The sequence below is a fragment of the Bacillus sp. MHSD_36 genome (assembly GCF_030757775.1).
Classification (GTDB): Bacteria; Bacillota; Bacilli; order Bacillales; family Bacillaceae_G; genus Bacillus_A.
This window is the reverse complement of sequence record NZ_JAVBIS010000004.1, coordinates 366,936-379,454: the sequence shown is the minus strand read 5'-3', so window position 1 is coordinate 379,454 and position 12,519 is coordinate 366,936. Positions and strand designations below refer to the sequence as shown.

Genomic DNA, 12,519 nt, shown 5'->3' with positions numbered 1-12,519 from the left:
TATATTTCTATAATCTAATTAGAAACTTTTTTCAAATAACAAAAAAGAAGAACCATTAGTACAACTTACTAACGCTTCTTCTTTCAATTCTATAAATTGAAGTACGTAACACCAATTGTTAATACAAAGAACAATACAGCTAAAACAATTGTAATACGGTTTAATACCGCTTCAATTCCACGTGCCTTTTGCTTACCAAATAATTGCTCCGCACCGCCTGAAATTGCACCTGAAAGGCCTGAGCTATTACTAGATTGCATAAGTACCATAACAATCATTAAAATCGATACAATAATAAGTAAAACTGATAATAACGTATGCACTTGGCGTACCTCCTACAAAGATTCAGTTATTGTAACTGTAGCATAAATTCTATAGAAAAGCGAGAGCTATAGGGTTGCTCTCGCTTTTCTTCTATTACATGAACATCATTGCAAATAAAGGTCCAAGCAAACATGTCAAAATTGCTGTTAATGTCATTGTTACCGATCCAATAACACCTTCATGTTCATTATTTTTCATCGCTCTCATAACACCCATAATATGAGAAGCGCATCCAAATCCAATACCTTTACCAACAGAGTTTGTAACACGGCTCCATTTCAATAAAAGCGGGCCGGTAATCGTTCCAGTAATACCTGCGATAACAACGAATGCTGCCGTTAATGACGGTACACCACCTACTTGCTCTGAAACACTCATCGCAACTGGCATTGTCACTGATTTTGGTAAAGAAGATAAAATTAAGCTTTTATCCGTTCCCATAAGTGATGCAATAGCAAAATCACTCGCGATGGCAACTGTTGTACCTACTAATACGCCACCGGCAATCGGTACAACATACTTTTGAAGAACGTGGCGTTGTTTATAAAGAGGAATTGCAAATGCTACAACACCGGGTCCGAGCAGTTTTGCAATCCAGCCGCCACCACTTTCCATATAATGTTGATATGGTATATCAAGCATGATAAATAAGAAAGCCATTAATCCTGTTGCTACAAGCATTGGAATGGTGAATGGTGTTGGAAATAATTTATAGATTTTTTTAGATAATTGGTATAATAGCACCGTAAAAAGAACCCAACCGATTCCGATTAATATTTGGCTCATCGCGACTCTCTTTCCTTTCTATTCGCAAGATATTGTCCTGTATGTCCTGCGACAATAATAATTAAAAATGTACTCGCTACAATTGTAATGAAAAGAGAAATTCCTTTACTCATAAAAAAAGCACCGTAATTCATTAGGCCAAGCGTTGGCGGAATTAATAAAAACGGCATAATAGCAACGAGTGTTTCTGCTCCTAAATCGAACCATTTCACTGGAAGAACTTTTAGGCTAAGTAAAACAAGTAAGAGGAACATCCCAATCAAACTTCCTGGAATCGGAATATTTAACATTTCTTGTACCCAAGTTCCAACCATATAGAAAACGTAAAGAGCAGCAATTTGGACAAGAATCTTTGTAAATTTCATGTTCATCATCCCTCATGTTTATACGATCTTCTGTTAATATCTTTATCATAGTATAAATTGTAAAAAGCTGCAATTTATCAACTTGACAGCAAAAACAGCCTATGTTAGACGCTTACAACCTTGATATGACTGGATTTCTGCGTAGAAATTAAGTCAAAAACCTTGACCTAATATAAAAAGTTTTTATTTTCTGAATTTATAAGGTTGTTATTTCAATAAAATAATCTTTTTATCCTTACGCTTACATATATATAAAGTGAAACTTTAATCAGTGGGGGGTTCTTTAATCAGCCCTCACCAATCGGACTTTAATGGGCAGCCCGCCCCCCACCTAAATTCTTTGCTTTCGCTGAATTTTGAGATGAGGGTCTTACTGCCCATTAAAGTGGGATAAATAAGATAGGTGGTGAACATATGCCCAAAAAAGTTCTTATTTTTTGTGATCCTGGGATTGATGATGCGATGGCCCTCCTCTTAGCATTCTTTATTGATGAAATAGAAATCATCGGCATTGTTGCTGATTACGGCAATGTTCCAAAAGAAATGGCTGTACAAAATGCTCATTTTCTTAAGCGCGAAACAAAAAATAGAAATATTAAGATATTTGGTGGTTCAGAACAACCGCTTACTGGTGCCCCTCCTGCTTTCTTTACGGATGTACATGGGAAACAAGGGCTCGGGCCAATTATTCCAAAGGAGAATGTGACTAACGGAGAAATGGAGAATTTTTTCGAAGTTATTCCTCTTATTGAACAGTATAAAGATGAATTAATCATTGTAAGTTTAGGAAGACTTACCTCCCTCGCCATTTTATTCATCCTATGTAAACAGCTAATGAAGCAAATTAAATCTTACTACGTAATGGGTGGTGCCTTTTTGCACCCCGGTAATGTTACACCTATTTCTGAAGCAAACTTTTATGGTGATCCTGCTGCCGCTAATATAGTCCTTCAATCTTCACCTAACATGTACATCTATCCATTAAACGTCACCCAGTATTCCATCATTACACCAGAAATGGCTGAATATATTGAAGCAAAAGGAAAGGCCCCTCTCATCAAACCGTTATTCGATCATTATTACTACGGATATTATAAAGATGCCCTACCGCATTTAAAGGGAAGCCCCTTTCATGACACAATGCCAATACTCGCTTTACTTGATAACTCTATGTTTACGTATCACAAATCACCTATCGTTGTCATGACAGAATCTTATGCACAAGGAACAAGCATTGGAGAATTCCGCTCTTTAGGAGAATCTAAACCATTTATTGATCGGCCGATTCATCAAATCGCAATTGATTTTGATTATAACCGCTTCTTTAAACATTTCATGTCACTTATGACGGATGAGCAATTTTAACAAAAAAACAGACCGTGATTTCTCACGGTCTGTCGTTATTTTCTACAATTATCGTTTGATGTTGTAGAAAGATTTGATACCATCGTAAACAGCGATTTCGCCTAGTTCGTCTTCGATGCGTAATAATTGGTTGTACTTAGCAATACGGTCAGTACGGCTCATAGAACCAGTTTTGATTTGGCCAGCGTTAGTTGCAACTGCGATGTCAGCGATTGTAGCATCTTCAGTTTCACCAGAACGGTGAGATACAACTGCTGTGTAACCAGCACGTTTAGCCATTTCGATAGCTTCGAAAGTCTCAGTTAAAGTACCGATTTGGTTAACTTTAATTAAGATTGAGTTAGAGATACCTTTTTCGATACCTTCAGCAAGTTTTTGAGTGTTAGTTACGAATAAGTCGTCACCAACTAATTGTACTTTATCACCGATACGCTCAGTTAATAATTTGTGACCATCCCAGTCGTTTTCGTCTAAACCATCTTCGATAGAGATGATTGGGAAGTCTTTGCAAAGCTCTTCGTAGAAATCAACCATTTCTGCAGAAGTTAAGCCAGTACGGCCTTCGCCTGCAAGGTCATATTTACCAGTTTCTTTGTTGTAGAACTCAGAAGAAGCAACGTCCATTCCTAAGAATACGTTCTCGCCAGCTTTGTAACCAGCTTTTTCGATAGCTTCGATGATTACTTCTAATGCTTCACGGTTAGAACCAAGATTTGGAGCGAATCCACCTTCGTCACCTACTGCAGTGTTAAGACCTTTGTCATGTAATACAGCTTTAAGTGCATGGAATACTTCAGCACCCATACGGATTGATTCTTTGAATGTTGGAGCACCAACTGGTAAGATCATGAACTCTTGGAAGTCTACGTTGTTATCAGCGTGAGAACCACCGTTGATGATGTTCATCATTGGAGTTGGTAATTGTTTTGCATTGAATCCACCAAGGTAACGGTATAATGGAAGACCTACGAAGTCAGCTGCTGCGTGAGCTACTGCCATAGATACACCAAGGATAGCGTTAGCGCCTAGTTTGCCTTTGTTTGGAGTGCCATCTAATTCGATCATAGCACGGTCGATACCAGCTTGGTCAGTTACGTCGAAACCAACGATTTCTGGAGCGATTGCTTCGTTAACGTTGTTTACTGCGTTCATAACACCTTTACCAAGGTAACGAGATTTGTCACCGTCACGTAATTCTACTGCTTCGTGTTCACCAGTAGATGCACCACTTGGTACGATAGCGCGTCCGAAAGCGCCGCTTTCTGTGTAAACTTCTACTTCTACAGTTGGGTTACCACGAGAGTCAAGGACTTCGCGAGCATAAACATCAATAATTGTTGACATAATAAATTCTCTCCTTTTTATATAAGCAAATTATTTAATAATTGTTTTACCTGTCATTTCTTTCGGTTGTTCCACATTTAAAAGTGTAAGCATTGTTGGGGCAATATCTCCTAAAATACCACCTTCACGAAGCTCTACGTCATTTTTTGTAACGATGAAAGGAACCGGGTTAGTTGTATGAGCTGTCATTGGCTCGCCATCAGCAGTTAACTCCTGATCAGCATTACCATGGTCAGCAGTAATAAGTGCTACACCATCTTTTGCAAGAATTGCTTCTACAACTTTTCCTAAACATTCGTCAGTTGCTTCTACTGCTTTAATTGTTGGTTCCATCATCCCAGAATGGCCAACCATATCACAGTTCGCAAAGTTAAGAATGATAACATCATGTTTATCATTTTCAATTTCATTTACTAAAGCGTCCGTTACTTCGTAAATGCTCATTTCAGGTTTCAAGTCATATGTTGCAACCTTCGGTGAGTTAATTAAGATACGCTCTTCTCCTGGGAATTCAGCCTCACGACCACCGCTAAAGAAGAATGTAACGTGCGGATACTTTTCAGTTTCCGCGATGCGAAGTTGCTTTAATCCCGCTTGCGCAACAACTTCACCTAATGTGTTATCAAGGTTCATTGGCTTAAATGCCACGTAACCATCTACAGTTTCACTGAAATGTGTCATACAAACGAATTCAGGAATGTGAGGTACTTTTTCACCACGATCGAACTCACGGAAGTCTTCGTTTGTAAATACACGAGCAATTTGAATTGCACGGTCTGGACGGAAGTTATAGAAGATAACTGCATCATCATCATTGATTGTTGCAACTGGCGTGTCATCTTCGTTAACAATTACAGACGGCAATACGAATTCATCGTAGATACCATTTGCATAAGAGTCTTCTACACACTCTTCTGCTGATTTATAAGTAGGGCCTTCACCATTCACCATAGCACGGTAACATTTTTCTACGCGATCCCAACGCTTGTCACGGTCCATGGAGTAATAACGACCAGAGATAGTCGCGAATTGTCCTACTCCTGTTTCTTTAATTACTTCATTTGTTGCATCGATATAACCTTGTGCTGTTTTTGGTCCAACATCGCGGCCATCTAAGAATGCATGAATGTATACTTTCTCAACGCCTTCTTTAGCTGCTAAGCGAAGAAGAGCAAACATGTGGTTCATGTGACTGTGCACACCACCGTCAGAAAGTAAACCGAATAAATGAAGTGCAGTACCTTTTTCTTTTACGCTTTTAATTGCACTTTGGAACGTTTCGTTCTGATCGAACTCACCTTCACGAATTGCAACGTTTACGCGTGTTAAGCTTTGATATACTACGCGGCCAGCACCGATATTTAAGTGACCAACCTCAGAGTTACCCATTTGACCTTCTGGAAGACCTACCGCCTCACCACAAGCTGTAAGCGTTGTGTGAGGGAATTTGTTCCAGTAACCATCAAAATTAGGTTTCTTAGCTTGTGCTACAGCATTCCCATGAGTTTCTTCACGTAGTCCGAAACCATCAAGAATGATTAAAGCTGTTGGCTTTCTCATTTTACCGCCCCCAGAAGACCTAAGAACGAAGCAGGCTCTAAGCTAGCACCGCCAACTAAAGCGCCGTCGATGTCAGATTGTGCCATATACTCTTTAATGTTTTCTGGTTTTACGCTACCGCCGTATTGAATACGAACAGCTTCTGCAGCTGCTGGAGAAACAGCTTCTGCAACAACTTTACGGATGTGCGCACATACTTCGTTTGCATCTGCAGAAGAAGAAGATTTACCTGTACCGATAGCCCAGATTGGCTCATAAGCGATAACAGTTGCTTTAACTTGCTCTTCTGTTAAACCTGCAAGTGCTTTTGTCACTTGACCTGCTACTAGATCAAATGTTTTTCCGCTTTCGCGCTCTTCTAAAGTCTCACCACAACATACGATTGGTGTTAAACCATGTTCAAATGCTGCGATAGTCTTTTTGTTTACTGACTCATCTGTTTCAGCAAACATTTCACGACGCTCAGAGTGGCCAAGTACTACGTAGCCTACTTTTAAGTCGCTAAGTGCTACTGGGCTAATTTCGCCAGTGAATGCACCATTTTTTTCGAAGTGCATGTTTTGTGCACCTACTTGTAAATCAGTTCCTTCAGTCGCTGCTACAAGGCGCTCTAAGAATAGAGCTGGAGAGCAAACTACTGCATCAACAGCTGAAGCTGCTGGGATTTGACCTTTAACTTCCTCTACGAAGCTAACTGCTTCAGATAGAGTTTTATTCATTTTCCAGTTACCTGCGATAATTGGTTTACGCATGCTTTGCACCGTCCTTTTTCTTTGGCTGCTACTTATTTGTCGTTAAGACAAACGACACCTGGAAGCTCTTTACCTTCCATGAATTCTAATGACGCACCGCCGCCAGTAGAAATGTGGCTCATTTTATCAGCCATACCGAATTTTTCAACAGCTGCTGCAGAGTCACCACCGCCGATAACAGAGTATGTACCTTCTGCATCTGCTAATGCTTGTCCTACTGCTTTTGTACCTTGTGAGAATGGAGTCATTTCGAATACACCCATTGGTCCATTCCATACAACAAGCTTAGAATTTTTAATTACATCTGCATAAATTTCACGTGTTTTAGGACCGATGTCCACGCCTTCCCAGTTAGAAGGGATAGAATCGATATTAACGATTTGAGTTGTTGCAGTTTCAGAGAATTCCTCAGTGATTACAACATCAACTGGCATGTAGAAGTTTACGCCTTTTTCTTTTGCAAGTTGCATAAATTCTTTAGCTAGTTCGATCTTGTCGTCTTCACATAGAGATAGACCAATTTCATGACCTAAAGCTTTAACGAATGTGTAAGCAAGTCCGCCACCGATGATTAAGTTATCTACTTTGTCTAATAGATGACGAATTACACCGATTTTATCTTTTACTTTCGCACCACCAATAATAGCTGTGAATGGGCGTTCTGGGTTAGAAAGTGCTTTTCCAAGTACCTCTAACTCTTTTTCCATTAATAAGCCAGATACTGCTGGTAGGTAGTCTGCGATACCTGCTGTAGAAGCGTGAGCACGGTGAGCTGCACCGAATGCATCGTTTACGAAGATATCAGCAAGAGCTGCAAATTCTTTCGCTAATTCTGCATCGTTCTTTTCTTCGCCCGCATAGAAACGTACGTTTTCAAGAACTAATACGTCGCCTTCGTTCATTGCTGCAACCATTTCTTGTGCAACTGGTCCGAATGCTTCGTCTGCTTTTTTAACGTCTTTACCAAGAAGCTCGCCTAAACGTGCTGCCACTGGAGTTAAACGCATTTCTTCTACTACTTGACCTTTTGGACGGCCTAAGTGACTTGCTAAAATAACTTTCGCACCTTGCTCTACTAAATATTGAATTGTAGGAAGAGCTGCACGGATACGAGTTTCATCAGTAATTTTGCCTTCTTTCATAGGTACGTTGAAGTCAACGCGGCAAAATACACGCTTACCTTTTAAATCTACGTCACGAATTGATTTTTTGTTCATTGGATTTCCCTCCGACTACTAGTTAGGATTGACAAAACCCACTCAAAAGCTTAACACATTTGCTTTTAAAACGAAAGAAGAGAGAGAGGGAACAAACCCTCTCCCTCGTTTTGTCATTGATAGCTTATATAATTAAGAATTAAAGACCTTTAGAAGTCATGTAAGCTGCTAAGTCTACTACGCGGTTAGAGTAACCAGTTTCGTTATCGTACCAAGAAAGTACTTTAACCATGTTACCTTCCATTACCATTGTAGATAATGCATCGATTGTAGAAGAAGCTGTACATCCGTTATAGTCGATAGATACTAATGGCTCTTCGCTGTATCCAAGGATACCTTTTAATTCGCCTTCAGCTGCTGCTTTGAATGCTGCATTTACTTCTTCAACTGTTACTTCTTTGTCAAGTTCAACAACTAGGTCAACTAGAGAAACGTTAGCAGTTGGAACACGTACAGCGCCACCGTTTAATTTACCTTTAAGTTCTGGTAATACTAATGCTACAGCTTTAGCTGCACCAGTAGATGTTGGAATCATGTTTTCAGCTGCTGCACGAGCACGACGTAAATCTTTGTGTGGTAAGTCTAAGATTTGTTGGTCGTTAGTGTAAGAGTGAATTGTTGTCATCATTCCGCGTTTTACACCGAATTTTTCGTTTAATACTTTAGCGAATGGAGCTAGACAGTTTGTAGTACAAGAAGCATTAGATACTACGTTGTGGTTAGCTGCATCGTATTGTTCGTGGTTAACACCCATAACTACAGTGATATCTTCGTCAGAAGCTGGAGCTGAGATGATAACTTTCTTAACTGATCCACCTAAGTGTTTTTCAGCGTCTGATTTTTTAGTGAAACGGCCAGTAGATTCTACTACTACTTCTACTCCGTAGTCGCTCCATGGTAATTGAGCTGGGTCACGCTCAGCGATAACTTTAATTTCTTTACCGTTAACAACGATGCTGTTTTCGTTAGCAGATACTTCTGCATTTAAAGTTCCGTGAACTGTGTCATATTTTAAAAGGTGAGCTAATGTTTTAGCATCTGTTAAGTCGTTGATTGCTACTACTTCTACCTCAGAGTTGTTAAGAGCTGCGCGGAATACGTTACGTCCGATACGTCCAAATCCATTAATACCAATTTTAGTCATTTGAATTTCCTCCTTGGGGGATTATATTAAAGGGTAATACCCTTTGTTAACTGTTTTGCTGCACCTTCATCTGTAATTAGAATTGAAGTGTGCCCTTGTTTAATTACAGCCTGTATTGCCTTTGCCTTTGAAGAACCTCCAGCGACTGCAACAACGTGAGATACATTTTGTAAATCCTCAAGTTGCATACCAACTGTTCTTACTTTATGAACAACATTTCCTTGTTCATTAAAGTAGTAACCGAAAGCCTCGCCAACTGCTTCGCTTGCTTGAATCTTTAACCAATCTGCTTCCGAAGTATTTCTGCGACGTGCCATTGTTAACGCATCACCTATTCCATGAATGACGATATTGGAAGATCGAATCAACTCAAGAACTTCTTTCACGGAAGGCTCTGTCACAATAGACGCATATGCTTCGCTACTAACATGGTCTGGAACATACAATAAGCGATAATTACTCATCGTATTTTGCGCCATTTTGGCACAAATGGTATTGGCTTCTAATTCGACGCCTTCTCCAATTCCACCACGTGCTGGGACAAATAGCATATGTAAATCTTTGCAATCAAGCTGCATCATGTCCGCAGCAGCAGCTAGCGTAGTTCCTCCAGCCACAGCAACGATATTATTCGCTGTCAGACGGTCTTTTATACAAGTCACACAAGCACGGCCCATCTCCAGTTTGACCCAAGGTGATTCATCACTATCACCAGGGACAACGAAAACTTCATCCAAGTCTAATGTTTCCTTAAGTTGCTTTTCTAAAACCTTTAACCCGGAAATTTCTTTCATAAAGTCTTCCAAAGCAAGAACTAAAGCTGTTCCTTCTTCTGTCAAAGTCATTCCAGAAGAAGCGACGTGAACTAAGTTTTGTTCTTTCAAAACTTGAACCTCACTTCGCAATACTCGTTCTGTCATACCGAGACTTGCTGATAAGTTTCTTCTTCCAATCGGCTGCATGAGCCTAATGTATTGAAGAATCTGCATTCTCGTTTGCATAACAGGTAGCAGATCAGGTAATAATTTTTTTGTGTTCTGAATCCATGAGCGCATATCTTTTCTCCTCACTACATTGGTTCACTTTTCCTCGTGGTCACTTTACGTCCCGTAGTGACATTTTGCGTCCCACGTAGGTTAAAAAAATAATCCCTGCTACGTGTATTATTGTAACAGGAGATAGAAACTTATTCAACTCTTAACTGCATTCTTTATATAGTTTATTATGACACCTTTGTGAATGTGACCATATTCTACTTGTTTTCCGTCTATTTCTACAACCGGAATCATTAAGTGGTATTTTTCTAAAAGGTCATTATCTTCATATATATCTATTTCCTCGATTTGAAAAGAATATTCACATTGTACTTCCTGTAAAACTTGTTTCGCCTTCACGCAAAGGCCACAATCTTTTTTTGTATACAGTACAACTTTCATCTTCTTCACCTATCCGATCGTTTTTCGTAATGACGACGCTGGAATGTGCATTTGTTCTCTATACTTTGCTACTGTTCTTCGAGAAATAACGATTTCATGCTCTTCCTCTAACAATTTTGAAATCTTTTGATCTGAAAGTGGCTTTTTCTTATTCTCTGCCTCAACAAGCGTTTGAATAAATTGTTTTACACGTTTTGTAGAAACTGCTTCATCCTCAGTAGTTGAAACGGCATTACTAAAGAACGATTTCATCTCAAATAAACCGTGTGGTGTTTGCACATATTTATTTCGCGTTGCACGGCTAATTGTAGATTCATGCACACTTAACTCTTCTGCTACTTCTTTTAAAGCAAGTGGCTTTAAATACTCCGGACCTTTCCAGAAGAAATCACGTTGTTTTTCCATAATAATGGTCATCACTTGCAGAAGCGTTTGTTTTCTCTGTTTCAAACTACGCATAATCCACTGCACATGCTGATACTTTTCCGATACGTAAGATGCTACTTCGCTTTCACTATTATTAAGAAGCGCACTATATTCAGAATGAATTTCGATTCTCGGCATATTCCTCTCATTCATTTGTAAAACGAGACGATCGCCATCTTTTTTCACCGCCATATCAGGCACAATATAGAGTGGTTTATCAGAAGAAAACGCAAGACCTGGTTTCGGCTGTAATGACGTAATACAGTTCACCGCCGATTGCAACTCCTCATTACTACACTTCAGAACTTGAACGAGCTTTCGCCAATCTTTCTTCACGAAATAAGCGAAATGGTCTTCTACAACCTCTTCTGCTAATCCGTTCCGCCTTTGTAAGCGCTTCAATTGCAAAGTTAGACATTCCTGAATATTACGCGCTCCTACCCCTGCTGGCTCAAGTGATTGGACAAGCTCTACAGAGCGGTCAACTACATGAATCGGTGCGGAAAGGAGATCCGCTAACTCTTCGTTCGTTTCTTGTAAATACCCATTTCCATCCATGTTCATAATAATGAAAGAAGCTACTTTTCGCTCTTCTTCATCTATTTTATAATACTGTATTTGATTTAATAAATGTTGCTGAATCGTTGTAGAATCCACACTGTAGATTTCCATCTGATTCTCGACTTGTTTGCCGGTACTTTTACTTGCGTTAGAGCTCTTTTTCTTCTCCCTCTCAAAACCACCTAACTCAATAAGGGGATTCTCTAACGATTGCTCATACAAAAACTCCGATAATTCTTGTACATTATACTGGAGCATTGTAATCGCTTGCCTTAACTCTTGTGTCATTGCCAAACGTAAGCTTTGTTCTTGTAAAAGACTTGCCTTCAAACTAATCTCCCCCTTGTTTCTATTGTACAATAAGTTTGGTAAAAGGAGAATCCTCACGCAGACACCCATTCCAAAATATTATTAATTTATATGTATTAATGAGATTTACAACTTACAACCGAAATTTGAATAATATTGAAAGAAAATAATAAGTTGCAAAAATTATTATCAAGTACTAATAGTAAATCTTATTATCAGATATAACAAGAGGAAAATAAAAAAAGTCCTAACCTACAAAACGTAAGTTAGGACTTTTTGACGCGCCCAGAGGGATTCGAACCCCCGGCAGACGTGGTACCGGAAACCACCGCTCTATCCGACTGAGCTATGGGCGCATGATTATAAAATACACTTCATTTTCTCTTCATAATAATAGCAATAAAAACCATTTAAATCAATAAAAACTCTTTGATAGCACATTATATATACGCTTTTTTTCCAAATAAAAAAGCCTCCTTATTTCTACATTTAGGAGGCAATTCTGACCCACTTTATTTATCTAGCTTCACTTTAATCTCTTTTGGAATTTCGTTTGGCTGTACTTCTTGGTATGTTTCAATATATTCGCCTTTCGTTTTAACCTTTACATATGCTCCTTCTCGAAGCCCACGAGGTGCATAAAACTTAACGTCTCTTCCTTCGCCCGAAACGTAATAACCAGTAAGTTTATAATCCCCAGCTACCTCTCCGATTTTGGATAGTCGGCCAGATTCTTTCGCTTTTACATATAACCAATCCTCTTTCACAAGCGGGTTGTATCTATCTGTTATCTCATTATGAGAAACACTTGCCACACCAATAACTAATATAAAAAGTCCAATTACACCTAATAATAATTTCTTCATTTTCCTCTCCTTCAAACATCCTTTTAACTTGCTTTACTCTCTTTATTCTAGGAGAAAAAGTTTT

At 39.2% G+C, this 12,519-nt stretch carries 13 protein-coding genes and 1 tRNA gene; 1 reads left to right on the top strand and 13 read right to left on the bottom strand.

Annotated elements, in window-relative coordinates; translation table 11 throughout:
• Nucleotides 1-89: 89 nt before the first annotated feature.
• From secG to Q9B79_RS19015, 3 genes are all read right to left on the bottom strand, one after another.
• Nucleotides 90-323 carry a preprotein translocase subunit SecG gene (secG, locus tag Q9B79_RS19025; RefSeq protein WP_000557264.1) on the bottom strand — a complete coding sequence of 78 codons (234 nt, stop codon included), beginning with the start codon at nucleotides 321-323 and terminating at the stop codon, nucleotides 90-92.
• A 94-nt stretch (nucleotides 324-417) separates the two neighbouring features.
• Nucleotides 418-1,110 (bottom strand): LrgB family protein, encoded by a 693-nt coding sequence (locus Q9B79_RS19020; RefSeq protein ID WP_000078299.1) that lies wholly within the window; start codon nucleotides 1,108-1,110, stop codon nucleotides 418-420.
• Nucleotides 1,107-1,475 carry a CidA/LrgA family holin-like protein gene (locus Q9B79_RS19015; protein WP_000673220.1) on the bottom strand — a complete coding sequence of 123 codons (369 nt, stop codon included), beginning with the start codon at nucleotides 1,473-1,475 and terminating at the stop codon, nucleotides 1,107-1,109. The genes Q9B79_RS19020 and Q9B79_RS19015 overlap by 4 nt, the downstream gene beginning before the upstream one ends.
• Nucleotides 1,476-1,889: 414 nt before the next feature.
• On the opposite strand from Q9B79_RS19015, the gene Q9B79_RS19010 reads away from it, so the two are divergent.
• On the top strand, nucleotides 1,890-2,840 hold the full coding sequence (locus Q9B79_RS19010; protein WP_306186642.1) for a nucleoside hydrolase: 951 nt from the start codon (nucleotides 1,890-1,892) through the stop codon (nucleotides 2,838-2,840).
• Between the two features lie 48 nt (nucleotides 2,841-2,888).
• Here Q9B79_RS19010 and eno read toward each other — a convergent pair whose 3' ends face one another.
• From eno to Q9B79_RS18960, 10 genes are all read right to left on the bottom strand, one after another.
• Nucleotides 2,889-4,184: a phosphopyruvate hydratase gene (gene eno / locus Q9B79_RS19005; RefSeq protein ID WP_000103949.1), complete on the bottom strand. Its 1,296-nt coding sequence runs from the start codon at nucleotides 4,182-4,184 to the stop codon at nucleotides 2,889-2,891.
• A gap of 30 nt (nucleotides 4,185-4,214) precedes the next feature.
• Nucleotides 4,215-5,744, bottom strand: a complete 1,530-nt coding sequence (gpmI, locus tag Q9B79_RS19000; protein ID WP_029440956.1) for a 2,3-bisphosphoglycerate-independent phosphoglycerate mutase — start codon at nucleotides 5,742-5,744, stop codon at nucleotides 4,215-4,217.
• Nucleotides 5,741-6,496: a triose-phosphate isomerase gene (gene tpiA, locus Q9B79_RS18995; RefSeq protein ID WP_001231037.1), complete on the bottom strand. Its 756-nt coding sequence runs from the start codon at nucleotides 6,494-6,496 to the stop codon at nucleotides 5,741-5,743. Before tpiA ends, gpmI begins: the two co-directional genes overlap by 4 nt.
• Before the next feature lie 32 nt (nucleotides 6,497-6,528).
• Complete coding sequence (locus tag Q9B79_RS18990; protein WP_078417346.1) at nucleotides 6,529-7,713, bottom strand: phosphoglycerate kinase; 1,185 nt, start codon at nucleotides 7,711-7,713, stop codon at nucleotides 6,529-6,531.
• Between the two features lie 139 nt (nucleotides 7,714-7,852).
• Entirely contained in the window at nucleotides 7,853-8,857 is a 1,005-nt protein-coding gene (gene gap, locus Q9B79_RS18985; RefSeq protein ID WP_000161236.1) for a type I glyceraldehyde-3-phosphate dehydrogenase, read from the bottom strand.
• Between the two features lie 26 nt (nucleotides 8,858-8,883).
• On the bottom strand, nucleotides 8,884-9,912 hold the full coding sequence (cggR, locus tag Q9B79_RS18980) for a gapA transcriptional regulator CggR (RefSeq protein WP_048528176.1): 1,029 nt from the start codon (nucleotides 9,910-9,912) through the stop codon (nucleotides 8,884-8,886).
• 135 nt (nucleotides 9,913-10,047) lie between these two features.
• Nucleotides 10,048-10,293, bottom strand: coding sequence for a glutaredoxin family protein (locus Q9B79_RS18975; protein ID WP_306186636.1), 246 nt, complete (start codon nucleotides 10,291-10,293; stop codon nucleotides 10,048-10,050).
• Nucleotides 10,294-10,302: 9 nt separating this feature from the next.
• Entirely contained in the window at nucleotides 10,303-11,610 is a 1,308-nt protein-coding gene (gene rpoN / locus Q9B79_RS18970; protein ID WP_306186634.1) for an RNA polymerase factor sigma-54, read from the bottom strand.
• Nucleotides 11,611-11,869: 259 nt separating this feature from the next.
• A tRNA-Arg gene (locus Q9B79_RS18965) sits at nucleotides 11,870-11,945 on the bottom strand.
• A gap of 156 nt (nucleotides 11,946-12,101) precedes the next feature.
• On the bottom strand, nucleotides 12,102-12,455 hold the full coding sequence (locus Q9B79_RS18960; RefSeq protein ID WP_306186632.1) for a YxeA family protein: 354 nt from the start codon (nucleotides 12,453-12,455) through the stop codon (nucleotides 12,102-12,104).
• Nucleotides 12,456-12,519 lie beyond the last annotated feature (64 nt).

Excerpts from the sequence above, each read along its gene's own strand:
- Q9B79_RS19020 (WP_000078299.1), bottom strand. The coding sequence starts at position 1,110 with ATGAGCCAAATATTAATCGGAATCGGTTGGGTTCTTTTTACGGTGCTA.
- Q9B79_RS19015 (WP_000673220.1), bottom strand. The coding sequence starts at position 1,475 with ATGAAATTTACAAAGATTCTTGTCCAAATTGCTGCTCTTTACGTTTTC.
- Q9B79_RS19010 (WP_306186642.1), top strand. The coding sequence starts at position 1,890 with ATGCCCAAAAAAGTTCTTATTTTTTGTGATCCTGGGATTGATGATGCG.
- eno (WP_000103949.1), bottom strand. The coding sequence starts at position 4,184 with ATGTCAACAATTATTGATGTTTATGCTCGCGAAGTCCTTGACTCTCGT.
- gpmI (WP_029440956.1), bottom strand. The coding sequence starts at position 5,744 with ATGAGAAAGCCAACAGCTTTAATCATTCTTGATGGTTTCGGACTACGT.
- tpiA (WP_001231037.1), bottom strand. The coding sequence starts at position 6,496 with ATGCGTAAACCAATTATCGCAGGTAACTGGAAAATGAATAAAACTCTA.
- Q9B79_RS18990 (WP_078417346.1), bottom strand. The coding sequence starts at position 7,713 with ATGAACAAAAAATCAATTCGTGACGTAGATTTAAAAGGTAAGCGTGTA.
- gap (WP_000161236.1), bottom strand. The coding sequence starts at position 8,857 with ATGACTAAAATTGGTATTAATGGATTTGGACGTATCGGACGTAACGTA.
- cggR (WP_048528176.1), bottom strand. The coding sequence starts at position 9,912 with ATGCGCTCATGGATTCAGAACACAAAAAAATTATTACCTGATCTGCTA.
- Q9B79_RS18975 (WP_306186636.1), bottom strand. The coding sequence starts at position 10,293 with ATGAAAGTTGTACTGTATACAAAAAAAGATTGTGGCCTTTGCGTGAAG.
- Q9B79_RS18960 (WP_306186632.1), bottom strand. The coding sequence starts at position 12,455 with ATGAAGAAATTATTATTAGGTGTAATTGGACTTTTTATATTAGTTATT.